This window comes from Spirosoma arboris (assembly GCF_009754945.1).
Lineage (GTDB): Bacteria > Bacteroidota > Bacteroidia > Cytophagales > Spirosomataceae > Spirosoma > Spirosoma arboris.
In genome coordinates, this window is record NZ_WPIN01000005.1 from 281103 (window position 1) to 307553 (window position 26451).

The 26451-nt window shown below is 47.9% G+C and carries 16 protein-coding genes; 9 read left to right on the forward strand and 7 right to left on the reverse strand.

All coding sequences use genetic code 11. The features are described from left to right. Positions 1-63: 63 nt before the first annotated feature. On the forward strand, positions 64-3456 hold the full coding sequence (locus GO755_RS15275; protein WP_227686964.1) for a ThuA domain-containing protein: 3393 nt from the start codon (positions 64-66) through the stop codon (positions 3454-3456). A gap of 75 nt (positions 3457-3531) precedes the next feature. Here GO755_RS15275 and GO755_RS15280 read toward each other — a convergent pair whose 3' ends face one another. Further along, positions 3532-4212, reverse strand: a complete 681-nt coding sequence (locus GO755_RS15280) for an RNA polymerase sigma factor (protein ID WP_157586047.1) — start codon at positions 4210-4212, stop codon at positions 3532-3534. Positions 4213-4663: 451 nt separating this feature from the next. On the opposite strand from GO755_RS15280, the gene GO755_RS15285 reads away from it, so the two are divergent. Further along, the gene (locus tag GO755_RS15285; protein WP_157586048.1) at positions 4664-5665 is read left to right on the forward strand and encodes a FecR family protein; all 1002 of its coding nucleotides are present in this window, start codon (positions 4664-4666) and stop codon (positions 5663-5665) included. 58 nt (positions 5666-5723) lie between these two features. After that, complete coding sequence (locus GO755_RS15290; protein ID WP_157586049.1) at positions 5724-9368, forward strand: SusC/RagA family TonB-linked outer membrane protein; 3645 nt, start codon at positions 5724-5726, stop codon at positions 9366-9368. Between the two features lie 6 nt (positions 9369-9374). On the opposite strand, the gene GO755_RS15295 is transcribed toward GO755_RS15290, so the two are convergent. Beyond that, on the reverse strand, positions 9375-9815 hold the full coding sequence (locus tag GO755_RS15295) for a DUF4395 domain-containing protein (protein ID WP_157586050.1): 441 nt from the start codon (positions 9813-9815) through the stop codon (positions 9375-9377). A 25-nt stretch (positions 9816-9840) separates the two neighbouring features. Beyond that, the gene (locus GO755_RS15300) at positions 9841-10437 is read right to left on the reverse strand and encodes a redoxin domain-containing protein (RefSeq protein ID WP_157586051.1); all 597 of its coding nucleotides are present in this window, start codon (positions 10435-10437) and stop codon (positions 9841-9843) included. Between the two features lie 388 nt (positions 10438-10825). Between GO755_RS15300 and GO755_RS15305 the strand changes: the two genes are divergently transcribed. Continuing rightward, on the forward strand, positions 10826-14239 hold the full coding sequence (locus GO755_RS15305) for a HEAT repeat domain-containing protein (RefSeq protein ID WP_394351026.1): 3414 nt from the start codon (positions 10826-10828) through the stop codon (positions 14237-14239). 87 nt (positions 14240-14326) lie between these two features. Here the strand turns inward: GO755_RS15305 and GO755_RS15310 are convergent, their stop codons facing one another. The 3 genes from GO755_RS15310 to GO755_RS15320 all read right to left on the reverse strand — a co-directional run bounded on the left by GO755_RS15310 (position 14327) and on the right by GO755_RS15320 (position 18749). Then, the gene (locus GO755_RS15310) at positions 14327-15616 is read right to left on the reverse strand and encodes an NAD(P)/FAD-dependent oxidoreductase (RefSeq protein WP_157586053.1); all 1290 of its coding nucleotides are present in this window, start codon (positions 15614-15616) and stop codon (positions 14327-14329) included. Between the two features lie 137 nt (positions 15617-15753). Next, positions 15754-17094 (reverse strand): TldD/PmbA family protein, encoded by a 1341-nt coding sequence (locus GO755_RS15315; RefSeq protein ID WP_157586054.1) that lies wholly within the window; start codon positions 17092-17094, stop codon positions 15754-15756. A gap of 11 nt (positions 17095-17105) precedes the next feature. Further along, on the reverse strand, positions 17106-18749 hold the full coding sequence (locus tag GO755_RS15320; RefSeq protein ID WP_157586055.1) for a TldD/PmbA family protein: 1644 nt from the start codon (positions 18747-18749) through the stop codon (positions 17106-17108). Positions 18750-19154: 405 nt separating this feature from the next. Between GO755_RS15320 and GO755_RS15325 the strand changes: the two genes are divergently transcribed. The 3 genes from GO755_RS15325 (at position 19155) to GO755_RS15335 (ending at position 21179) form a co-directional block, all read left to right on the forward strand. Beyond that, positions 19155-19646, forward strand: a complete 492-nt coding sequence (locus GO755_RS15325; protein ID WP_157586056.1) for a hypothetical protein — start codon at positions 19155-19157, stop codon at positions 19644-19646. Positions 19647-19872: 226 nt separating this feature from the next. Then, positions 19873-20742, forward strand: a complete 870-nt coding sequence (locus tag GO755_RS15330) for a hypothetical protein (RefSeq protein WP_157586057.1) — start codon at positions 19873-19875, stop codon at positions 20740-20742. Positions 20743-20750: 8 nt separating this feature from the next. Beyond that, complete coding sequence (locus tag GO755_RS15335; protein ID WP_157586058.1) at positions 20751-21179, forward strand: nuclear transport factor 2 family protein; 429 nt, start codon at positions 20751-20753, stop codon at positions 21177-21179. Between the two features lie 111 nt (positions 21180-21290). Here the strand turns inward: GO755_RS15335 and GO755_RS15340 are convergent, their stop codons facing one another. Beyond that, complete coding sequence (locus GO755_RS15340) at positions 21291-21806, reverse strand: acyl-CoA thioesterase (RefSeq protein WP_157586059.1); 516 nt, start codon at positions 21804-21806, stop codon at positions 21291-21293. A gap of 291 nt (positions 21807-22097) precedes the next feature. On the opposite strand from GO755_RS15340, the gene GO755_RS15345 reads away from it, so the two are divergent. Together GO755_RS15345 and polA are read left to right on the forward strand one after the other, a co-directional pair. Further along, entirely contained in the window at positions 22098-23099 is a 1002-nt protein-coding gene (locus GO755_RS15345) for a fasciclin domain-containing protein (protein ID WP_157586060.1), read from the forward strand. Positions 23100-23350: 251 nt separating this feature from the next. After that, positions 23351-26434, forward strand: a complete 3084-nt coding sequence (gene polA, locus GO755_RS15350) for a DNA polymerase I (protein ID WP_157586061.1) — start codon at positions 23351-23353, stop codon at positions 26432-26434. Positions 26435-26451 lie beyond the last annotated feature (17 nt).

The following is a 26451-nucleotide window of genomic DNA, read 5'->3' on the forward strand; positions in this document are numbered from 1 at the left end:
TCTTTTAAACTGAAGCTTTTTTGCCTTAGCCTGCTCGGAATTACGTTTCTCCTTTACTCAGGCATGACCGTTCGGAATTCGGCTACGCCACCGAATGTGCTGGTTTTTTCGAAAACGAAAGGCTGGCATCATACGTCCATTCCGTTTGGGATTGCCGCTATTCAAAAACTAGGTCGTGAAAACGGATTTATGGTCGATACGACAACCAATGCAGCTCTGTTCACCGACGATAATCTGAAAAAATACGCAACCGTCGTCTGGTTGAGCACGACCGGCAATGTCCTGAATGGTGAACACCAGGCCGCTTTTGAGCGCTACATTCAGGCCGGTGGTGGCTACGTGGGTATCCATGCTGCTGCCGACACGGAATATGACTGGCCCTGGTATGGCAAACTGATGGGCGCGTTTTTTTCCAGCCATCCACATAACCCCAACGTTCGCAAAGCCACGGTTGAGGTCACCGACAAGTCGCATCCCGCAACCAGCATGTTGCCTGATCGGTGGGAACGTACTGACGAATGGTACAACTATCGCTCGTTTTATTCAGGCATAAAAGTGCTGGCCGATCTGGACGAAAACACCTACGAAGGCGGCACCAATGGAGCTAATCACCACATCAGTTGGTATCATGAATTCGATGGTGGACGGGCGTTTTATACGGGCAATGGGCATACCGACGAAAGCTTCAGTGAACCCTTGTTTCTCAGTCATTTACTGGGCGGCATCAAGTACGCAATGGGCGATGCAAAGCCGCTCGACTATCGAAAAGCTTACGCCAAAGTCACGCCCGAGCAAAATCGCTTTGTGAAAACCGTGCTGGTCAATGACCTGAATTCGCCAATGGAGTTGGCCGTAGCGCCCGATGGACGGGTGTTTTTTACGGAGCTTTTTGGTAATCTGTCCATGTACGATCCGAGAACCGGCAAATCGGTGTTGATTCACAAACTGCCGATCACAAACATGGGTGGAACAGGTGTGATTGGTCTGGCGCTAGACCCAAAGTTTGCCCAAAACCACAATCTGTACATCTATTACGCCCCCGCCGGATTAACCGAAGACAACCTGGCGTTTCAACTTTCCCGCTTTACGCTCAATGCGAACAATACGCTGGATCTGACATCCGAAAAGATCTTATTGAAAGTACCGGTGCAGAAAAACAGTGGTTCTCACCACGGTGGATCGCTGGCGTGGGACAAGGACGGCAACCTATACTTGTCCACTGGCGACAGCTCCAGCCCATTCCCATCAAACGGTTATTCTCCCATAGACGAACGACCCGGAAAGGAATTTTACAGTCTCGACTCGCAACGTTCGGCGGGGAATACCAACGATTTCAAAGGAAAAATTCTGCGAATTCACCCGGAAGCTGATGGCGCCTATACCATTCCTGATGGCAATTTATTTCCCAAAGGCACCCCAAAAACCCTTCCTGAAATTTACGTTATGGGTTGCCGAAACCCCTATCGGATTGCCCTCAATCCGAAATCATCCGTGCTTTACTGGGGCGAAATTGGCCCGGATGCGGGTAAAGATGGCGTTCAGGGGCCACGCGGTTACGATGAGTTCAACCAGGCACGTAAAGCGGGCAATTTTGGCTGGCCGTATTTCATGGGCAACAACGCAGCCTATGCCAAGTGGGATTTTACAACCCAAACCGCCGGGCCCAAATTCGATCCAGCTGCGCCTGTCAACAAATCGCCTAATAATACCGGTCTGAATCAGTTGCCTCCTGCCATGCCCGCCTTTATCTGGTACCCTTACGCAGCGTCGGAGAAATTTCCCGAATTGGGCGTCGGCGGACGTAGTGCGATGGCCGGGGATTTCTATACGTTCAACCCGAAGGCGACATCGAAAAACAAATTCCCGGATTACTACGATGGAGCCCTCTTCGTCTTCGACTGGATGCGCAACTGGGTAATGGCATTACGATTTGACGACAAAGAAAACTATGTTCGAAGCGAACCGTTCATGGCGGCCAATGGCGACTTCCGGCGGCCCATCGACCTAACCTTTGGCCCCGACGGCGTGATGTATATGTTGGAATACGGCTCAGTGTATGGCGCTGATAATGAAGATGCCCGACTGGTAAAAATCGAGTATAATACGGGCAATCGGGCACCCATTGCACAAGCCAGCATAACCGATTCGGTCACCGAAGCGCATGTCGACAAAACCGTTTTTCTAACGTCAGAGCGTCGAAACTTCCCCATTTTACGCGAAGCCGACGGCCAGCCACCACTACGGGTAGCGTTCAACAGCCGGGGTAGCCGCGATCTGGACGATGATGACCAGGTTACGTACCAGTGGCTATTCGATGGGAAAACTGTAGGCGCTACTACGCCAACTGCAACCTACACCTATCGAAAACCGGGAACGTACAAAGCCATTTTGCAGGTAAAAGATCGGGCAGGCCTGATTGGGCGAGACACGTTAGTTGTCAATGTTGGCAATACAAAGCCGGTGGTAACGATCACGAGTCCAGCCAATAAATCCTTTTTCTGGGAAGGCAAACCGTTTGCGTATGCGGTGAACGTGAAGGACAAAGAGGACGTAAAAATCGATCCCAACCGAATAAAAGTCTTCTATAGCTACAATCCGCAACCGAGTACGAATCAGGAAAATGTAGGCCCAAAATCACCAACAGTAGCGATTGAGGAACCGACGCCATTGGGTAAAACACTGATGGCCAGTAGTGATTGTAAAGCCTGCCATACCATCGATAAAGTATCCGTTGGGCCGTCGTTGCTGGCGATTGCCCATAAGTACAAAGGGCAATCTGGCGCACTGGAACAACTGGCGACAAAAATCATAAATGGTGGCGGAGGGAACTGGGGTACTGATCATGTGATGAGCGCCCACCCACAGCTTTCAAATCAGGACGCGCAGGAAATGGTCCGTTACATTTACTCGCTGACCGATCCAAAAAAAAGTCGGACAGCTGTGCCACTGCAAGGAACGCTTCCGCTAAAGGATAATCCCAAAGACGACCTGAAAGGGCAATACACCATTCTGGCTTCCTACACCGACAAAGGCGGCAACAAGGTTGGCCCATTGACAAACACCGATGTAGTGACACTGCGCAACGCCAACGTAAAAACCGCTTATGCAGACGCCCACGTCGGTTTCGCCCGGTTCCGGGATAACCTGTCGCCGGGAGCGCACAAATCATACATTCTCCTGAAAAACATAGATCTGACAGGCATCAAGCGGTTCGTTTACGAATATGGATCAGCGAACCAGACGGGCGAAATTGAGGTGCGAATTGATTCACAGGCGGGCCCTGTCGTTAGCACAACTCCTTACAATCCAACCGGTTCCTGGGATACATTGAAAAAAGTAAATGGGCAACTGATCAAGCCAATCAACGGTCGTCACGACGTCTATTTTTTCGCCATCAAACGAACGAAGCCCAATGATGAGATTCTGAAGCTGACTACGATTCAGTTTGATGAGTGAGTTTTTTTGACAGGATTAACCGGATAAGACAGGATTTCTTTTAATCTCTAATCCTGTTTTATCCGGTTAATCCTGTCAAAAAAATGTTCTATAAAAAGTAAGGCAAATAACCACCCAGATGGCTTCCCAACCGGCGCAAAGTTGCTTGAGATTATTGAGCGCCTTGTAGATGAGTTTGTAAACGGATGGGGATGTCAACTCCATGACCGAGGCTATTTCCTCAGTTGATAACGCACTGTAGTATTTCAGGAAAATAATTTCCCGCTGGCGGCTGGGCAATTGACTAACGAAATGGGCTAAGCCTTCTGAAATCTGGTCATCCGTTTGCGACAAAATCAGCTGTTCTTCTGCCGATAGTTCAGCTGCATCGATGACGACATCTGTGAATTGACGCTGCCTAGTAATTCGCCGGAGAAGTTCCCGTCGTAAGGCGACAATAAGGTAGGCTTTGACAGATGTAACGGCGGGTAGTTTTGTGGAGTTATTCCAGAGCTGAACAAATAAATCCTGAATCGTATCTTTTACCAATTCTTTATCAGGCACAAGCCGGTATCCATAATTATGCAGCATACGACCGTATTGCTGATAAAACCAGGCGAGTGCGGATGCGTTCTTTTTTTGCAATAGACCCCATTGCTCTTGTTCTCCTCTCGCATCATCGGGAGTTTTTGTATAGGCAGGAACAGCCTTTGGTTCGTCTTCAGAAAAACTGACTGCTTCCTGGGGCGATTTAGGCAGATAATCAAAATGTTCCATAGTCACCAAACCTAATTATTTCATCGAAGCAACTACTTCTTCCGGCTTACTTTCTTTATGTATCTGGTGGATCGTTATGCAAGAGATTATAGGCAAAAATCAATACTGATAAGCCCACTAAAATCTCCCCGATTATTGTTGCACTAAAGTACGGATTTATTGCACAATAATTTTAATTCTACAACAATTCTTTATCATTCATTTTAGACGATTTATCGCTCAGGTAAATAAAGCTAGCCTCACGAGTCAAATTGCACTTATTGGAGTCAATATTTTCTGAAACTTGGCAGAATATTTAGCTTATATTTAGGATAGAATTCATGAACTAGTTGCTTTTGATATTAAGCAAAGCGATACTGAATCGCTGCTTTTTTCTAGAATTTGCAGTACACGAAGGGATGATTTCCGCCAAATACTGCACTCTATATGTAGAACTTACGCATGATAGTCTATGCGCTCGTATGAGCTTTTTTCCAGCCACGACTTTGTCGCCGACGATGCCTTCATTGCCTGGGTGATTCGACCTACCGAAGCCTCTAATTCATTTTGGCATCAGTGGGTAAACCAACACCCTTACAAGAAGGCCGAAATAGATGAAGCTATAAAGATTATCAAGGAGTTATCATCTCAGCCTAACGTATTTTCTGAGGATGAGATTCAGGAAAACTGGGCCCGAATTAACCAGAAAATTTCGCCATTTACTCGCCAAGAGTCAGATGAAATCGTCGTTCCACTTTGGCGTAGGTGGTATGCTGTTGCTGCTGCCGTTACTGTTCTGGTTCTTTTCGGTGCTGGAATCTGGTGGTACCAGCAGCCGATTTTGTATGCTACAACCTATGGAGAAAAGCGCACAATCGTCTTGCCCGACAGTTCATTTGTCACACTTAATGGAAATTCCCAATTAGCTTATTCCCGAGGCTGGACAACGCGAGAAGTTTCGCTAAAAGGCGAGGCATTTTTCCAGGTTAAAAAGCAGAATCGACTAAATGAACCGGTAAAATTCAGTGTTAAAACGGGTCGTGTAACAGTCAATGTAGTAGGCACTATTTTTAATGTAAATGATCGGCGCGGAAAAACGGAAATTATGTTAAAAGAAGGCAAAGTTCAATTAGCTATTTCGACAAAAAACCCACAAAATATGTTATTAATTCCGGGCGAAAAAGCGACTCTTTTAGCGAATTCAGATCGTCTTGTGAAAGAAAAATCTGATCCAGAAATACAGACAGCCTGGTTACGAAATATGCTTATTTTTAACGGAGAAACATTGAGTACTATTTTTCAGCAATTAGAAGATGGTTATGGAATTCGCACAACCGTAACGAGACCTGATTTACTCAAAAAGCGCTTCACAGGCTCTGTTACAACCGACTCCATCAATACCTTTTATAACCAGCTTCAAACTATTTATAGTATACGTGTGAAGCCTATAAAAGGTGGTTATTTGGTTGAATAGCGGCTTACCTATTCGAGTGGCCAACATAAAGGTTGTGTACAAACAACCTGAATAAATCATGTACAGATCGCATTTATTGGCTGCTTTTTTATGTCTCGGACTGCTACTAAGTCCATCAATTAATGTGCGATGCCAACAGCGAACGGATAGCCAATTACCCGTTTCTCAATCAACAAAATCAGGCATTTCAGACAAGCTATATTTACCAGACGTCCTCAACGAATTAGCTAAAACTTACCATGTCATTTTCAATTATGATACAGATTTACTACTCAATAAAGCTACTACGCTTGGTATAAATCTGAACCCCGGTCAAAATCTGGATCGAATTTTAAAGAAACTACTGGCACCTTATCACATAAAATTTAAGCGGAGTAAATTCATCTATATTCTCTATCAGGAAAACACTCCAGTAATTCCGCAGACAAATGCAGGCAATCGGCAGGCTTCGCTGACGCCTAATAAACCGAATTCGTCTCCACAAGAAAAAACTGAATGGCACCTGCGGGGTAAAATAGTATCCACAACCGGCGAAATACTGCCCGGCGTTACAGTCCTACTCAAAAATACGACTACGGGCACCACAACCGCTCCCAATGGCGAGTTTAGTCTATTGATTCCACCACAAGCCGGAAGTCTGATCATCTCATCCATTGGCTACGTATCGCAGGAGTTTTCCTTTGATAAAGAGACCGTTATCGCTGTCAATCTGGAAGAAGACACAAAACTGCTCAATGAAGTCGTCGTAACCGGGTATTCAACCGAAAACCGAAGTGAAGTTACAGGAGCAGTTTCCACCGTCAAACCCGCTCAACTTCAGATTGTTCCATCGGCGAACGTCGAGCAACAGCTCCAGGGGCGCGTTGCCGGACTTACCGTCATTTCGAACGGGCAGCCCGGTACGTCCAACCAGATTCGAATTCGGGGGTTTGGGTCGTTTGGCGGCAACCAGCCTCTGTATGTCGTGGATGGCATGCCTACACAGAATATCCAGTTCATCAACCCAAATGACATCGAGACCACGACCGTCCTCAAAGATGCGGCTTCGGCTTCGATCTATGGAGCGCGAGCAGCGGCAGGAGTTATTGTTCTTACAACAAAGAAAGGCCAGCGCAAAGCCCAGAAACTGAGTATTAGTTATGATGGCTTGTATGGCGTGACCGATCCGGGTAAAGGCCCCGCTATTCTCAATCCACAAGAGCAGGCCGACTGGACATGGCAGGCGCGCCGGAATGACCTTTTCCAAACGGGCGGAGTGAATGGCCCGAACAGTTTTGCGGGCATCGCCAACGGACAGTACGGATCAGGCCAAACGCCGGTTCTACCTGACTATCTGCTGGTCGGCAGTAAAGCAGGCGTGTCAGCTGCGGCTGTTGATTTAGCTGATGAGCAGCTCAAATACAACACCAATCCAACCAATGGCGATATCTATCTGGTGATTCCTGCCAACAAATCAGGCACCGATTGGTACAAAGCCATCACGCGGGTAGCGCCTTTAACCCGCCATACGTTGGGCTTTTCGGGAGGAACCGAAACGAGCCGTTACTACCTCAGTTTGGGCATGCAACAGCAGGCGGGGATCGTGATCAACAATAACTTCTCGCGCTATAGTTTTCGAATCAATACTGAGTTCGGTATAACGAAAAAGCTGCGGTTTGGCGAGACTATCCAGTTTACTTATATATCAGCCACGGGTTTACAGGGAAGTGTAGGCAATCCTCTGGGAAACAGCACAAACAACAACTCAAGTGTGGCCTCGGACGAAAATGATATTTTGACGGCCTTGCGGATGGCGCCCATCATCCCGGTTTATAATTCATTTGGCGGCTATGCTGGCACGGCCGCACCGGGATTTAGTAATCCACGGAACCCGGTCGCCAATCGCGCCATACATGCGCATGATCTAAATGCTACGCTACATGTTTTAGGAAATGCGTATCTGGAGTATGACCTTATTCCCGCCCTCACGGTACGAAGCAGCCTCGGCGGAACGTATTTCAGTAATTATACTACTAGCTATTCGAGAGCTACCTACGAGAATTCCGAGAACATTGCCAATTATACCTACACAGAGGGTTCGGGCTATGGTCTGGCCTGGACATTCACCAACACAGCTCAGTACAAACAAACCGTTGGAAAGCATGAAATCAGCGCACTAGCGGGTATTGAAGCCTTGAATACAGGCATCGTTCGAACGATCAATGGTTCAGGTTTGAATCCCTTTTCGACCGATCCAAATTATATTACGTTGAGCACAACTACAGCGGGTACTACTCGCCAGGTAAACAGTACATTGAACCGTGGAAACGCCTTTTATTCTCTTTTTGGGCAAGCACGCTACAGCTATCAGTCTAAGTACATCGTAACGGCGGTGGTTCGTCGGGATGGTTCGTCGCAGTTTGGCCCTCATTATCGGTATGGAGTTTTTCCGGCATTCTCAGCCGCCTGGCGACTGTCGTCCGAAGCGTTTATGAAGAGTTTACCCTGGGTATCTGATCTGAAAATTCGCGGAGGCTATGGTCAGATGGGCAATACGAACTATCTCAGTTCAACCAATCAGTACGACCTGTTTGCCTCTAATGCGGCTAATGGTTATGATTTGGGAGCTACGAACAGCATCATTGCGTCAGGGTATTACACTAGCCAGATAGGTAATCCTGATGCCAAATGGGAAACTAGCATCACCTCTACTATTGGTCTGGATGGCGCTTTTTTCAATAACCGTCTGGAAGTAGTGCTCGACTTCTGGCGCAAGGATACCAAAGACCTGCTGTATCAGCTAGCCTTACCCAGCGTAGTAGGCGTACGAGCCAGTGCGCCTTTTGTGAATGTAGCCAGCATGCGTAATCAGGGGATAGACTTACAACTAACGACTCGGGGTAAGTTAGGTATAGGCTTAGGCTACGAACTGACAGCCATCGGGAGCTTTCTGAACAATCAAATCATGGCCATTGCCCCGCAGGTACCTTATTTTACGAGTGGGGGCACTCGGCTGGGCACGCCTGTGGTACGTAACGAGCCGGGGCATGCATTGTCTTCGTTCTATGGCTATCGGGTAATGGGGCTTTTTACCAACAAAGAAGAAGTTGCGGCTGCGGCTATCCAGACAGGGGCCGCACCAGGCCGTTTTCGTTTTGCGGATATCAATGGCGATGGGAAAATTGATGATAACGACCGTACGTATCTGGGCAGTCCGATTCCCAAATTTACAGGTAGTCTTAACCTCAGTTTGACCTACAAAGGAATTGATCTGAGCGCCAATTTATATACCTCTTTGGGGAGTCAGATTTTCAACAATCAGCGTTGGTTCACTGATTTCTATCCGTCATTCACAGGAGCGGCAGTAAGTGCCCGGGTAAAAGATTCCTGGCTGCCGACGCATACAAATACAAGCGTTCCTATTTTCGAAAGTGCAGCTAATTTCAGCACCAACACGCAGTCGAATTCGTACTACGTTGAAAACGGCTCCTATGCCCGTTTGCAATATATCAGTATGGGATACACGTTTCCTTCAGACTTAATAAAGCGTCTTACTATCAGTCGCCTTCGGGTGTATGTATCTGCAACGAATCTCTTTACAATTACCCGGTATAGCGGATTAGATCCGGCCGTTGGCGGTTTGGCTGATGCTACGTTTGGGATTGATGTAGGAAATTACCCCGTAACGCGTGGGTATACGGTAGGCGTAAGTTTTGGGTTTTAATTCGAATCAAGCAGCCTTTGGAAACAGGCGTATGTAAAAGGTATAGACGTAACAACCGGCACAGAAACCGGCAATGGATTCGAGTGCGGCAAAAATGACGAGCACACCAGTCGGGATGATTGTAGAGACGCCTGCTAGTTGAAGAGTCGAAATCAGTACCCCAAAGGCAAACCCGATACGAGCCGCAAATCGTTTAGGAGCCTGATCTGTCGCTTTGTAAGGCAACCGAAGTATCTTCACTAACCACTCGGCTACGTTCCCGAACAGACTATATTTGCCGAAGTCAAAACTCCGCAGCCCAAAGTCTAAGACGAGTAACAATGGCAATACCAACCAGCCGCTGACCAGGTACACCAGTCCGGTAATCAACACCAGACCAGCCACCATTCTGACCTTTGTTTCATTGATCTGTATTCCGTCGACAGGGCACTCAAGATTAGTATTCATGTTCGTTTTGTTGAGTATGCCAAAATCACTGCTCTAAAGCGTTCAGGACATCGGTCTGATGCGTAAAGCCTTCAAAATTCTCATCCAGGAAATGATATTGAATCTGACGGAAACGATCAATGACGTAAATCGCCGGCACAAATACATCTTCTGAAATGCCAGACACGCGATCCCAGATCGGGTCAGTTTCCGAATAAACGCCAAACCGACGAGCTACTGATTTATCGGCATCATAGGCTAACAGCATAGACGACAAATCAGCATGCTTTGCCAGGAATTTGGGGTTCTCATTTGTAAAGACAACCATCTGGCCACCTTTTTCCCGAACTTCTGTAGCCATTTTTGTCAATGCAGCTAAGAATGGGCGAGCGTAGCCACCCCAGCAAGGGCAATAGAAGCTAACCACAATTGGCCCACGGGTTAGCAATTCAGGCAGGCTAACTGTCTGATGCGATAAACCTGCCGTGATAAGAGAAGCCTGCCAATAATCAGCCGTATCGACTAAGGAGAAAAATGGAACCGATTCACCCGTAAGTAGAGGACGAACCCGCTCAATCGGCTGACGATCTTTAACAACCACCCCACGAATCTCCCCTAATTCATTCACCATTTCAAGTGTCATATTCTATGTCGTTTCGATAAAATTACTTAATCTATATATTAAATAGATTATTATTAAAAATAAAGAAGTCAGTTCTACGGCTGACTTGAGTAATCTGCGCCACTTTGCTTATTAACGTAGATTGTGCGACAAAGTTGATAAGTAAATTTTAATTCTGCAAGAAAAATCAATAAAATGATTATCAGATAGTTATGCAATAGTCTATCGAGTTTAGGGATTTATCCATGATAGCGCAAACGGAGACGTTCGCGCTATCATTTGCGCCCCTTAAAGTAGCGTCGGGCAAAAAATGTCTTTAAAACAGGTGATTACAGTAAGCACTACAATCAAACCGTTAGTAGCTTGCAACGAGACGTGTTAACTAAAGCTTAGAATGAAAAGAGGGAACATGAGTGTAGTAAAAAACAGGAAACTTGGCTGGCTCTGTGCGCTGGCTCCAATGCTTATTTTGGCGGGCTATCAACAGGAGAAAGACCCAATAGATCGCCGAATCAAGCGCATGGCTCCCGAAAAAGCGGCTCAGTTGGCCAAAGCCATCGAGGCCACGGTAACTCCCGAACTAGCCGAGGGACTCACACTCCGTTTGTGGGGCGTCGATTCGTTAGTTGCCGACCCCATTGCCATTGATATTGATGACAATGGCCGACTATATTACACACGAACCAATCGGCAGAAGAACTCGGAATTTGATATTCGGAGTCACCAGGATTGGGAAATCGAATCGAACCGTTTGCAGAGTATTGAAGATAAACGGGCGTTCCTGCACCGGGTCTTGTCTCCCGAGAACAGTAAGAAAAATGAATGGCTAAAAGACCTCAACGGCGATGGCTCCCACGATTGGCGGGACATGACAGTCGAGAAGGAGAATGTCTACCGAATTGAAGATACCTCTGGTGATGGTGTTGCCGATTTATCGCAATTAGTGGTCGATGATTTTCATGAGGAAGTAACCGACGTTGCTGGCGGTATCATGACCAATGGCGACGATTTATACGTAGCTGTCGCCCCCAACCTGTGGCGCATGCAGGATAAAGACGGCGATGGTATTGCCGAAACAAAAACGTCTATTTCGCACGGTTATGGTGTTCACGTGGGTTTTGGTGGCCACGGGATGTCGGGAATCGAAATGGGTCCAGATGGAAAAATCTACTGGCAGATTGGTGATATTGGCTTCAATGGCAAAGGGCCGGATGGAAAAAAATGGGAGCATCCCAACAGTGGCGTCGTCGTGCGCTCCAACCCCGATGGTAGCGATTTCGAGGTGTTTGCTTATGGCGTTCGCAATACCCACGAGTTCGTATTTGATGAATACGGCAACCTGATCAGCGAAGATAATGACGGGGATCATCCCGGCGAAAAAGAGCGTCTGGTGTATATCGTTAATGGGTCGGATACAGGCTGGCGCAGTAACTGGCAGTACGGTAAATACCGCGATCCCAATAATAATACCTACAAAGTCTGGATGGACGAGCAGATGTACAAGCCTCGCTTTGCGGGTCAGGCGGCTTACATCACACCGACTATCGCCAACTTTGTGAGTGGCCCGGCAGGCATGCGCTACAATCCGGGTACAGCGCTAAGCCCGACTTACAAAAACACGTTTTTCATCGCTGAATTTGTAGGAAATCCGGCTCGCTCGGGCATTCACGCATTTAAACTTAAGCCAAAGGGCGCTACGTTTGAACTCGGCGATCAGAAGAAAATTCTTGGTAATGTGCTCGCGACCGGCATTGATTTCGGGCCCGATGGTGCCTTATATGTTGCCGACTGGATCAATGGCTGGGATGCCAAAGACTATGGTCGCATCTGGAAACTGGACGATAAAGCAGGCGCTAATTCGGCAGATCGTCAGCGCACAAAAGCGTTACTAGCTGAAAAGTTTGGTGCTCGTTCTGAAGCTGATTTAGGCGAGTTGCTCAAGAACCCGGATATGCGTGTTCGGCAGAAAGCTCAGTTTGAATTAGCCAAGCGTGGGGCCAAAGGAGCGCCTATTTTTACCGCAGCCACCAAACAAACCGACAATCAGTTGGCGCGTGTGCATGGTATTTGGGGCATTAGCCAACTGACTCGTCAAGATAAGCAATATGGTCAGTTGTTGATGCCACTGCTTCAGGACAGCGATCCCGAAATTCGTGCACAGGCTGCCAAATGGCTAGGCGATGTTCGTTATCAGGAAGCAGGTGCAGCCTTGATTCCGTTATTGAAAGATTCCTACAGTCGTGCCCGTTTCTTCGCTGCTGAAGCGCTGGGACGAATCGCCTATGAGCCTGCTATTCAACCCATTATTCAATTGCTGGAAGCCAATAACGACGAAGATACTTACATCCGGCACGCGGGTAGTCTTGCTCTGGCTCGTATCGGTAAAGCGGCCCCTGTGGTTGCTTTGGCCAGTAATTCATCACGGGCGGTACGTATTGCTGCCGTGGTAGCTCTTCGTCGTATGAGCGATCCGGGCATCGCTGCTTTCCTCGCGGATAGCGATGAATTTGTTGTTACCGAAGCATCTCGCGGCATCAATGATGACCTGTCGATTCCAGATGCATTGCCTGCACTGGGTAAGGTTCTACAAAACACACGATTTACCAACGAAGCCTTAATTCGTCGTGCGATCAATGCCAACTTGCGGGTAGGCTCGCCCGAGGCTATGCAGACGCTGATTGACTATGCACAGAAAGAAGGAAATCCAGTAGCCATGCGGGGAGAAGCGCTGGAAGCACTGAGTACCTGGGCTAAACCGTCGGTGCTGGATCGGGTTGACGGACGTTACCGTGGGGTTATCGAACGAGACCCGGCTGCGTTAAAAACCAAGACTGCTGATTTGTATATCAAGCTATTGACTCATTCAGATTTGGCTCTTCGGTTAAGCGCCATCAAAGCGATCACGAAGCTAAACCTGACAGAAGCCTCTGAACCGTTATTCAGTCGATTAACGGGCGACAAAGAAGCAACCGTACGTATTGCCGCTTTGCGGGCGCTGGCTGCTATGAATGATAAACAGGTCAGTAAAGCCATTGAAACAGCACTGGCTGACAATGAAAAAAGTGTACGGGTAGCCGGACTGGATTTACTGGCGAAATCGGATATGCCCAAAGATCGAATGGTGAGTCTGCTTTCGGAGGTGATCAACACCCGAACAACCGAAGAAAAGCAAGCCGCTCTGCTCACATTGGGTAAACTGCCAATTGCCAATTCACAAAAGACATTCGATCAATTACTGGCCAAAATGACAGCAGGTACAATGCCCGCCGAACTTCAACTGGAACTGGAGGAAGCCATCGAGAGCAGCCACTCGCCCCAGTTGACGGCCAAGTATAAAGCGATCACGGCCAAGCTATCGCCCGATGCGCTGGCGGCTACCTACAAAGGAAGTTTATTAGGTGGCGAGCCGGATCTGGGTCGGCGGATTTTCTTCCGGCATCAAACGGCGCAATGCATACGCTGCCACGCTTATGATGACCTCGGTGGCAATGCTGGCCCGCGCCTGAATGGAGTAGCCAGCCGACTCACACGTGAACAACTGCTCGAAGCGCTGATTAATCCAAGTGCTCGTTTAGCGCCGGGATTTGGTACAGTCAATCTGAAGCTGAAGAATGGCAAAACGGTCAGTGGTATTCTACAGGGCGAAACCAGCACCGACATTAAGGTAAAAGTGGGCGATCAACCAGACACAACAGTACCTAAAAATCAGGTTGCCAAGCGCACGAACTCGCCGTCGAGTATGCCCGAAATGAAGTATCTGCTCACAAAACGGGAAATTCGGGATGTGGTTAGTTTCCTCTCGACATTGAAGGACGATAAATAGGCTTTTTTAAACACAGAGACACAGAGAACACAGAGTTATTGAGATGATAACAATTCTGCGTTCTCCGTGTCTCTGCGTTTAAAAGTATTAACTCAATAATCGCTTGAGTGCAAACTTTTCTATTGCTTTCTGCTCCCCTGCTATTGTTTTTGCGGCTATCTCCCCAAACGAAGCGCCCTGTTTGTAGCCGTGACCAGAGTCTCCGCTCATAACCCAGAGGTTATTTGCGTCGGGATGCGTGTCTAGAATGAAGTCTGAATCAGGCGTCATCGTGACCTGGCAAACCCGTTGCTCAATCAACGGCTGACCTACCATTTTAGGGAATCTTCGTTTAATCACACCCAGCGCCATCTCCAGTTCTTCTGGTTTTACAAAGCGGTGATACGTATCAAATCGATCAGTTATATTATTGTCGGGGGGTGTTAACCCTAGTTTGAAGCCTCGAAAATCGCTTCCCGGCACACCGAACGAGCGAAACGGGCCAGCCATATCCCGATCCATCCAGGTAGGGAGCCTGTTTTCCATAAAATCAGACTGACCCGCCGGTGAAGCAAAGAAGAAAACGACTGCACGCGTCACGGTGAGTTTCTTCGTCAATTCGGGAAAAAGGCGAACCGCCCACGGGCCACAGGCAAATACAAACTGATCGGCCTCTAGTACAGTGCCATTAGCCAGGGTAATAGAGGTTGCTTTACCGCCCTTGATGGTTTCCTGTTTTACCTGCTGCTGTAAAAACGTGCCGCCCTCTTTGACAAACAAATCGCAAACAGCCTGGCAACCTTTTCGGGCGTTCAGAAACCCGGCCGTTGGGTCGTACATGACATGATCCAGCCCTTCAGTTCCGATTTGTGGCCATCGTTTAACGGCATCATCCAGGCTTACTTTCTCAAGCGGAAGACCTAACCGTTTATAGATCGAAACGGCTGCTTCGGCCTCGTTCTTACTTGACGGATAATTGAAGAGTAAAAGACCATTCTGGTTCAGGATTTTCTGCCCCATCTTCGGCTCATTCTCTTTCCAGAGTGCCAGGGCACGCATCGCCATATCGGCATAAAGTGGGTCGGCATAATACGCTCGAATCAGGCGCGTTTCTCCACCCGAACTCGACTGATTGTTACCCGCTCCAAACTGATCAACGAGCGTTACTTTATAGCCCCTGCGTAACAGGTGCAAGGCCGTCCAGCCACCAAACGCCCCAGCACCAACCACGACGATCTTGCCGTTTTTGGCTAGCTCTTTACTGAAACTGGCGACACCGGCTTTTGCAGGCAATGCAGATCCAAGTGCACTTACAACTGCGCCCTGAACACTGTATTTTAAAAGTTTTCTACGATTAAACTTTCCTTTTAGATCTTCAATATCAGATTCTATTGCCATGGCGAATAAAAGAGGAGGATTTCCTTCGAAAATGGGTGTGATGGCGTGATGTCAGGTTCTCCAACCCGACATCACTGAAATGGCAAAGTAGCGCCCCTCTCCTGTTTTGGGAGAGGGGTTGGGGTGAGGGCAATTTGTCACACCGCGTCCGACAAACTCGTAAATGTGAACTCCCGGATTTTCATGGCGGGAACGAGATAGTTGCTAAAGGAGCCTTCGCTGCTGACAACCCGCTCGACTTTCCCCAGTGTTTCCAGGTTGTTGAGCATGATAACCGGACTCTCATTGAAGCGAAAATTCTTTACTGGGTGCTTGATTTTGCCGTTTTCGATGTAAAACGTCCCATCGCGGGTTAAGCCGGTAACCAGCAGCGATTGCGGATCAACGGAGCGGATATACCAAAACTTAGTAACCAGGATTCCCCGCTGCGTGCTTTTGATTAGCTCGTCTAGTGAAGCCGTTCCGCCCACCATCATGAAGTTGGTTGGAGCAGGTACGGCTTTGACGCCTTTTTTCTGCGCCCAATAGCGGGAATACGATAGGTTTTTAACAACGCCTTTTTCGATCCAGTTAAGCTTTTCCTGCGCCCGGCCATCTGCCGACCAGGGGGAAGCGGGTAATTCTGGATTCGTCGGGTCGGAGTAGATTGTGACTCGTTCGTCCATGATTTGCTCGCCGAGTTTCGTTTTTCCACCTGGCTTACTCAGAAACGAGCGGCCTTCGTCGGCACTGCGCGCATCCAGACTTCGGAACAGGTGTTCGAGCAAAACGGCAGCGGCTAATGGTTCCAGAATAACCGTGTATTTACCCGGTTCTATGGCTCGCGCACCTACAGAACCCAGCGCTTTCTGCAACGCCATCTGCGTGGCCGATGCCGTGTTCAACTTCGGAAAATCACTTACGCCCTGCGTAGCGTAGCCCGAGCCCGTTCCGTTATCGGTACGAATGGTGGCGCTAAAATTGACTTTTGTGCTAGGATAGTAGGCAAACAATCCTTTGCTGTTCATCATGGCCGAATAGCCAACCCGGTCTTCCAGATAACCCGCTACGGTTTGCTTTTGCGCCTTTGCGATTTGAATACTTTGGGCAACCGCTTTAGCCCGGTCAACTGCCGACATGTTCGCCGTTGAGCTGAAGAAGCCGCTGGCAGGCAAGTATTGTTGGGGAGCTAACAAACCAATGTATTCGGGATTTTCGGGTGCTAGCTGAGCCACTTCTTCTGACCGGCGAACCGCTTTTTCCAGGGAAGCATCGTCGAATTCGTCGATGGTAGCAACGCCCACTTTTTTGCCAAATGCCGATTGAACCGAAAGTGTTTTATATGTTTTCGATCCGCAGGTAGTGACCTTGTTGAGCGCATACCGGATATTACTCCACTCTTCGCCCTGCAAATTCACTTCGCACTCGTCGGCTTTGGAGAACTTAAGCACCTTCTGTAATAGCGCTTTTGCGTCTGCTTCGGTAAGGATGATAGACATTACGTAGGTGCTTATATTTTACGGGCTGTATTGATCACATTGACGCCATTGAACCGAGCGGTTGCGCTGCCGTGCGATACGGAGTTGATCTGGATTGGCTGCCCTTTCCCATCGAAAAATGAGCCGCCTAACCGGTAGTCGCGTTCGTCGCAGACTTTCACGCAGGAGTTCCAGAATTCCTGTGTGTTGGATTGATAAGCTACATCTTTCAGCATACCAACGATCTGACCGTCTTTGATTTCGTAGGCCAGCTGCCCACTGAACTGAAAGTTATAACGCTGCTGATCAATGGAATAAGAACTATCACCAATAATATAAATGCCTCGTTTTACATCTTTAATCAGCTCATCAACCGATAGCGGTTCTTTACCAGCCGCCAAGGATACATTGGCCATCCGCTGGAATTGGACTGAGCCCCAGCTATCTGCATAGCAGCATCCCTGCGATTCCTTTTCACCTAGAATATGCACCTGATCGCGGATTGCCTGGTAGTTGACCAGCATGCCATCTTTCACTAGATCCCAGCGTTTGGTTTGCACGCCCTCATCATCGTAACCCACAGCTCCCAGCGAACCAATCTGGGTTTTGTCGGCGAAGAAATTAACCCGATCACTGCCGTAATTGAATTTCCGGGTTTTCCATTTGTCGAGCGTGGCAAAGGACGTTCCGGCAAAATTGGCCTCATAACCCAACACACGATCCAGTTCCAGTGGGTGCCCAACGGATTCGTGGATGGTTAGCCAGGTGTGCGACGGGTCGAGAACCAGGTCATATTTACCTGCTTCGACCGATTTGGCAGTGAGTTTTTGTTTTGCCTGTTTGGCAGCCGCTACCACATCCTCCAGCATGTCGTAGCCTTTATTATAGCGCGTTGTGATGCCCATTATTTTGTCGGCGGGATTAACCTGCAGGTATTCGTACCCCATACCCATCGGCGCACTCAGGGCGTCGCGCGTTTCGAACTTACCACTTTTGGGATCGATAACCGTGACCGTGAAGCTGGGCCATAAACGATGAATATCCTGATCGATATACGAGCCATCGGTCGATGCGAAATACTTTTGTTCGTTCACTAGAAACAGCTGTGAGTTCACGAAGCTGGCGCCGTTTTTCGTAGCCGCTCCATTAACCGCCATCAGCAAATCCACCTTCTCTTTGATGGGAATCTCGAAGGCGTTTTTCTGGATGGGCGTTTTCCAGTTTATTTCCCCGAAGCCTTTTTGTGGAGCCAGTTGCACCGGATCATCCGACAACAATAAGGCGTTTGCTTTGGCCATCGCTACAGCTTTTTCGGCTGCTTTGGCTAATTCTGCTTCGGTTTTGGCATCACCAACGGCCGCAAATCCCCAGCATCCATCGGCAATGACACGAATGCCCACGCCATACGATTCGGTATTGGCAATACTCTGGACTTTGTCTTCGCGGGTAATGACAAACTGATTCAGGTAGCGGCCAATGCGAACATCGGCATAAGAAGCTCCTTTCGATTTGGCGGCATTGAGAGCAGCATCGGCCAGTCGTTTCTTTATGGCTACGTCCAGACCGGGTGCCAGTAAGGCTTCTTCGGAGACTGGGCGCCCGAAAACGGGTAGTTGCGATAGCATCAGCGTACCGGTGCCCAAGCCCGCTACCTGCATAAAATCTCGTCGATTCAAGAGCTTTTCCTGCGTTTAGAATATGTATTTGCGGTAGTTAATCGCCGTCAGATTGCTGTATAGACAGAAGAACCAACCGAACCAGTCAGGAAAGTATATAATTTTACGGATATTCGAAATATAATTTTGCCTAGATACGACTAGTTGTACTAATAATTCTATTGTTTCTTTAAAGTATAAAATTAAAATACATCATCAGGCGGCAAATAAGTAATCTAAGTGGGTTCACCGATTCAAAAAATATCTCGGAATTCTGCCATTTCTCGTTCCTCCACTTCTCTGTATTTTCCGAATAGTTTATCCCCTACCTACGTAAATTTGCACTTTTAACGCATGTTTATACTTCACAAACCCGGCACGTCGTTTGATAGACAACTTATGAACATAACTCAGCTATACCAAACCATGGCTACTTCTTACGCCGTCCGGCCTTTCCGGAATGCGCTCTTTCTGTTATTGGCAATCGGCCTGCTTACTACATCCTGCAAAAAATCTGGAGGTTCTGATAACGTTGATCCACGCGATCAGTACGTTGGTACCTATGTGGGAGGGTTTCAAACCTCGTTTACGGTGGGTGGTGTCGAAAGTGCTCCAGAATCAGGAACGGCTACAATTACCATTACCAAAGGGTCGAATCCGAAGGAAATTTATATCGAAACAAACGTCCCACGGCCCACAGCCTTAAAAGTAACTGCTCAGTTAGACGATACAGGCAAGGCCTTTACCGTGATTGATCGCAACCAGGATCAGATGGCGGTGCTTAATAAAACGTTTACCGGTGATTTTACGGCAACTGGTGTTTTTGATACGAATCAGATTGCTATCACTACAACTACCGAAACCGTTCAGGGCGGGCGCATTAGTCGGTACGAATCAATTACCGGGACAAAGAAATAACTGAAGCTTGATCAATACAGATTCTGTAGATTCTAACTGACCGGCCCACAGGCCGGTTTTTTTGTATCTGTAAACGTATATAAATAAACAAAATCGACTGACTATGCTTTTATACCGAAGAGCAACCTGAAATGACCCGCCGGGAAATTAGCTTGATTCAATCGTATTAATTTACCTCAGGTCATTAGGAAAATGAATGTATCAGGTCCTTAACTAGTATAGTCTTATGATTCGCTCAACCCTATCTCTGCTCATCACCTGTATTGGTTTTTACAGTTGTCATACGCCCGATTCAGATCCGGTATCTATTTCTGCAAGGCAATTTCTACAGCCCGTTGAGCGGGTGAGTAAAATGACGGTATATTATACCTCTCCGCTGGCAAGCACTAACTATGTAGGAAAGGACACGGTAAATGGGAAGATTTATAGCTTCATCGGGGCGGATGCCTACACGTTTCAGTACGATGCTCAGAGTCGGTTAGTTAGTCACGCTTTGATTCAAACTAGTGCTTCCGATATTGGCGTATACACGCACAAAAACCAGTACAGTTATGTGTACGCTAACGGTCGAATGACTGAGACCCAAACCAGTGATGGTGGTACGCAAACTTACTCGTTTAGGCTCGATAGTACCCAGAGCCGGGTTCTTGCCTATACCAAACGTATCTATACCGCTTCTGGACCTATCTATGCGTCGGCCCTCCTCGATACGTTAAGGCAGTATTCAGCCGATGGCATTCTGCAACGAGTGGTCAGAGGATCAAATCGGCAGACCATTACAATCGATAAAAAGAATATTGCCCGAATTGATGAATATAGTAACAGGACAGGTAATTTGGATAACGCAACGGCTTTTGTATACGATATGGATTACTACGCTCCCCCGGCTTATTTTACATTTCTAGGGGAAACAAGCCAAAATGCGGTTGTGAAGCGAACCGTCAATTATGGTAGTCAGAGCCAGGCTAATGCTTATGTCTCAACCTATCAGAATACGTATGATGCCCAACGACGTTTAGTTAAGCAAATTGAGTTTTCGCAGTATCCCGGCCAGGGCAAACCCGTAGTATCGACCATAACCACCTATTCCTATTAATTAATCCAATGAAATTTTTCCTGACCCTGGGTCTTTTTTTTGCAATCCAATTTGTACGGGCACAAACGCCTGATGAAAAAGCCGTTATCGAAACCGAAAAGCAACGGTTCACGGCGCAGATAAATGTCGACGAAGCCATATTAAATCGTGTTCTGGCCAATGATCTGATCTACGCCCATTCGAATGGCAATACCGACACGAAACAGACGTACATCCAATCCATGCGGGACGGAAAAACAAAGTATACGTCCATCGACATCGAAGAGCAGAAGGTGCGGATATATGGCAATACGGCCCTCATTAACGGCATGTGTCAGTTGAAAGCAATCAGCAATGGCGAACCACTCAATAACCATTTGCGGTATCTGTCGGTCTATGTCAAGAATGCGGGGCAATGGCAAATGGTAGCGTGGCAGTCGCTGAAGCTGACGAAGTAGAACCGGGATTTAGCAGATTGATGGATTTGCAGGATTTTGTTCTGCGCTTCTACGAAGCGAATCATTTAAAAAACAAAATCCTGCAAATCCATCAATCTGCTAAATCCCGGTTCAGACTTTCAAAAACTCCCGTAATTCCTTAGCATCCTGTGGGTTCATTCGCCCGGCTAATACCAGACGTAACTGCCGCCGACGTAGCGCGCTGGCGTAGCGGTCTTTTTCCTCATCCGTTTCGGGCATAACGGCGGGAACTTCAATTGGGCGACCGCTCTGATCGACAGCTACGAATGTATAAAATGCGCTGTTCGTACTGACCCGAATGCCAGCTGGAATATCTTCCGCCCAAACCTCAATAAATACTTCCATCGACGAACTGAATGCCCGGGTCACCTGCGCCTTCATGGTCACAATGTTGCCTAGTCGGATTGGTTCCGAAAAGGATACATTATCGACTGATGCCGTTACGACAATGCGATTCGAATGTTTCTGAGCAGCAATGGCTGCCGCGATGTCCATGAAGTGTAGCAGTCGCCCACCCATCAGATTGTTCAGCGTGTTGGTGTCATTGGGCAGTACCATTTCGGTCATCACCGTCATGGATTCGCGGGCGTATTTGGGTTGAGGCATTGGTTGGGGATTAGTAAATCGGATCGCCGGGTCATTGTTCGGCTACAAACCAACCAACGAAAACCGAATTGGGCAAATGGGGTACAAAGTTTTATAGCACACGGTCTGTTTGTTGGCTTCGATTTTGCAGAGATATCGGTTAGTGGTAACTAACATAATGCCGATGAAATAATGTCAAATCAGTAGAAACTACCAAATTAATGCTGTTCCCAGGTGAACAAAACAACCGAATGTCTGTTCTGCCAACAGGCAGTAAGCTACTCTACCTTATTCACTAATCACCAATTCATTATGTTCATCCATCAATACACGTCCGCTGGACGTAGTTGGGGCCTTCTACTCGCGTTATTTACAGCTCTGACACTTTCCTTTTCTGCCTGTAAAAAACAGGAAGATAACCCACCAACCTTATCAACGATTTCAGAAATCATCAACACTGGGAGTAAATTTACGCTCCTGAAAGCGGCTCTTGTGCGAGCTGGATTAGATGGTACGCTAAGTCAACCTGGCACTTATACAGTTTTTGCTCCAACAGACGACGCGTTTAAATTGTTTGGCTATGCTGATGCCGCTGCGATCAATGCCGCTCCCGTCGATGTATTGAAGGCCGTTTTGCAATACCATGTGCTGGGAACCCAACTGATGTCATCGGCCATACCTGTAGCGGTCAACACGGCCCAGCAAACATTACTTGCCAACGCAGTGCTCTATACGTCAAAAGTTACTTCAACTTCCTCTACTTCAGCTACGTCGACTACTTTATCAGTAAATGGTGCTCATGTTTTACAAGCTGATGGCCAGGCCAGTAACGGTGTTATTTATGCTATAGATCGGGTATTGTTACCGCCTATTTTTGGCAACGTTGCTGCTACCATTCAGAGCATTCCGATCCTATTACCCACCGCATCGTTTAAGCTCCTGCAATCGGCCGTGACAAAAGCGGGTGTTGGTAGTATATTAATCGGAACAGGCCCGATCACGATTTTTGCGCCTACAGATGCCGCATTTACAGCTGTAGGCTATGATTCGGCAACGATTGCTAAAGCGCCCGCTGGCTTGTTGACAAATCTGTTAAGCTACCACGTGCTTAATAGCCGTACGTACACACCATTGATCACCAATGGTTCGAGCCTGACCACGTTGCAGGGAGGTACCATTACCGCTGGAATTAGTACGACAGCCTTGACCGTCACTGGCCGAGGAAACGCCAATACACCCTCAAACATTACCGGACCCGACATAACCGCAACCAATGGCGTGGTGCATATCATTGACCGATTGTTGGTACCTTAAAAAGATAAATTTTTAAACGCAGAGTGCGCTAAGAAGGCACAAAGTTCGCAAGGATATGACTACTATTCTTTTGCGAACTTTACGCCTTCTTAGCGCACTCTGCGTTTAACTAAAGAGGAATCAAAACCCACTATTGACTGTTCTAGTTATAGGTAATTTCTCCTCCATAACTTCGCAATTTGTCGAGCCCAAAGTGCGCGATTGTCCGTGAGACTGTCGACCTTTGGAGTCTTGATCTGTGATCGTTTCGAATGGCTAAACCACAAAAAAAACTCTTTCTGCTAGACGCGCTGGCTCTCATTTACCGCGCTCATTTTGCCTTCAGCAAAGCCCCCCGAATTTCGTCGCGCGGCATTAATACCTCGGCCGTATTTGGCTTCATGAACGCCATGATTGAGGTTCTGACGAAGGAAAAACCCACCCACATCGGTGTCGCGTTCGATTCGGCCAAGAAGACCTTCCGGCACGAGCAGTTTCCGATGTATAAGGCCACTCGGCAGTCGCAACCCGAAGATATTAGCGTGGCCATGCCTTATATCAAACAGATTGTGGAAGCCATGCACATTCCCATTCTGATTTTGGAAGGTTATGAAGCCGACGATATCATCGGCACGATTGCCAAGAAAGCAGCACTGGCCGATTTCGAGGTGTATATGATGACCCCCGACAAAGATTATGGTCAGTTGGTGGAAGAGCACATTCACATTTATAAGCCCGCCTTCATGGGCAAACCCGCCGAGAAACTGGGTGTAAATGAAGTGCTGGACCGCTGGCAAATTGAACGGATTGATCAGGTAACAGACATGCTGGGGCTGATGGGTGATTCGGTCGATAATATTCCGGGGATTCCGGGCATTGGCGAAAAAACGGCTCAGAAACTCATCACCGACTTTGGTTCGGTTGAAAATCTGATTGCCCGTGCCGACGAACTCAAAGGTAAACTCAAAGAAAACGTTGTCAATTTTGCCCAGCAGGGTCTGCTGTCGAAACAGCTGGCAACCATTCATTTAGACGTTCCGGTACCCTTTGACGAAGAACACCTTCGTCATACCGAATACGACAAACCTCGCCTGGCTGCGCTTCTGGATGAACTTGAGTTTCGGCAGATGAAAACTCGCCTATTGGGAGCTGATTTTGACGAAAAACCACTGCCTGCTGCGTTTAAAGCACCTGCGTCGTCGCAAATGAATCTGTTCGATTCGCCCGGAGGGAACTCGCCAGCGTTCATGCCTTTCCCGAACATGGGAGCGGCTAATCCATCGGGAGCGGATGATTTGCCGTTTGATTTTGGTAGTGTACCCTCACCCCCGGCCCCTCCCGCAACGGCGGACCGCCCAAACCAGGAGAGGGGTGTGAAATCGAAACGGACACCAGTTAGTGTCCCGACTGCTTCGGCTACAGAAGCTACGCCTAATCAGGTAACAGATACAACTACGACGGACGATTCCACAGGTACAGAAGAGCCAGCTTATTTAGATGTTTATCCTGATTACGAACTAGATCCAAATCAGCCTGAACGTCGAAAGACGATTATGTCGGTCAAGCACGACTATCGCTTAGTTGATACACCCGAGCTACGGGCTAGTTTAGTACATTATCTGGGACTTCAGGAAAGCATCTGTTTCGACTCAGAAACGACAGCGATTGACCCGGTAGAAGCTGATTTGGTAGGCTTATCGTTCGCCTATCGAAAGGGCGAAGCGTTCTACGTTCCCGTGTCTGCTGATCGTAATGAAGCACAGGCGATTGTGGATCAGTTTAAGCCTGTCTTCGAGAACGCCAGTATCGGCAAGATTGGACAGAACCTGAAGTATGATCTGCTCATGCTGAAAAAGTATGGTGTGGAAGTACAAGGCAAGCTGTTTGACACTATGATTGCCCACTACCTGATTGAGCCAGAAATGCGCCATAACATGGACATGATGGCCATGACCTACCTGAACTATAGTCCGGTTGAGATTGAAGCACTGATCGGAAAGAAAGGAAAAGGTCAGTTGACCATGCGCGACGTGGATCTCCAGAAAGTAGTCGACTATGCAGCCGAAGACGCCGATATTACGCTTCAGCTCAAAGATGTTTTTGCCCCCCGACTCGAAAAAGATAGCCTTCACAAACTATTCGATCAGGTAGAGATGCCGCTCGTGCAGGTACTCACCGACCTTGAGCTGGAAGGCATTACGCTAGATACGAACGCTCTGGCTGAACTGTCGGCCACGCTGGAAGTAGACATGCGGCAGGTGCAGCAGGAGATTTTCGACATTGCAGGTGAGCCTTTTAACATCGGGTCGCCCAAGCAGTTAGGTGAAGTTTTGTTCGACAAATTGAAGCTCGATAAGAACGCCAAAAAGACTAAAACGGGCCAGTATGCAACGGGCGAGGAGATTTTGTCGAAGATGGAAGCCGAGCACGAAATTGCCCGGAAGATTCTGGACTACCGCGAGTTAATCAAACTCAAGAATACTTACGTTGACGTACTGCCCTTATTGATCAGTAAACGCACAGGCCGGATTCATACCTCATTTAATCAGGCCGTTGCGGCAACCGGGCGCTTGTCATCGGTCAATCCTAATCTGCAAAATATCCCAATTCGAACGCCACGTGGGCAGGAAATCCGTAAAGCGTTTGTGCCACGCGGACCGGAGTTCGTGATCATGTCGGCCGACTATTCGCAGATCGAGCTACGAATTATGGCAGCGTTCAGTGGTGATCAAACGATGCTGGAAGCGTTTAATAATGGTGTTGACATTCATACGCAAACGGCCAGCAAAGTCTTCCACGTTGGCCTGGATGAGGTAACGAGCGAGATGCGCCGGAAAGCCAAAACCATCAACTTTGGGATCATCTATGGCATTTCGGCTTTCGGCCTGTCGCAGCGACTAAAGATTCCCCGTAAAGAAGCGGCACAGATTATCGACGAGTATTTTGCGGGCTTCCCGGCGGTGAAAGACTACATCGATCAATGCATTGAAAAAGCGAGAGGCTTTGGCTATGCAGAAACCATTCTAGGCCGTCGCCGGTACCTACGCGACATCAATTCCCGCAACCAGACTGACCGGATGTTTGCCGAACGTAACGCCGTAAATGCGCCCATCCAGGGCAGTGCCGCCGACATGCTCAAGATTGCCATGATTCGGATTCACGAATTCATGCAACAGGAGCGTCTAAAATCAAAAATGATCCTGACCGTACACGATGAATTGGTATTCGACGCTCACCGCGACGAAATTGAGATCCTCCGTGTGCGCGTAGACGACATCATGCGCAATGCCATCCCAATGGGTGTTAAGATGGAAACCGGTATTGGTACTGGTGAGAACTGGTTGTTGGCGCACTGATAGAAGAACTTTATTTT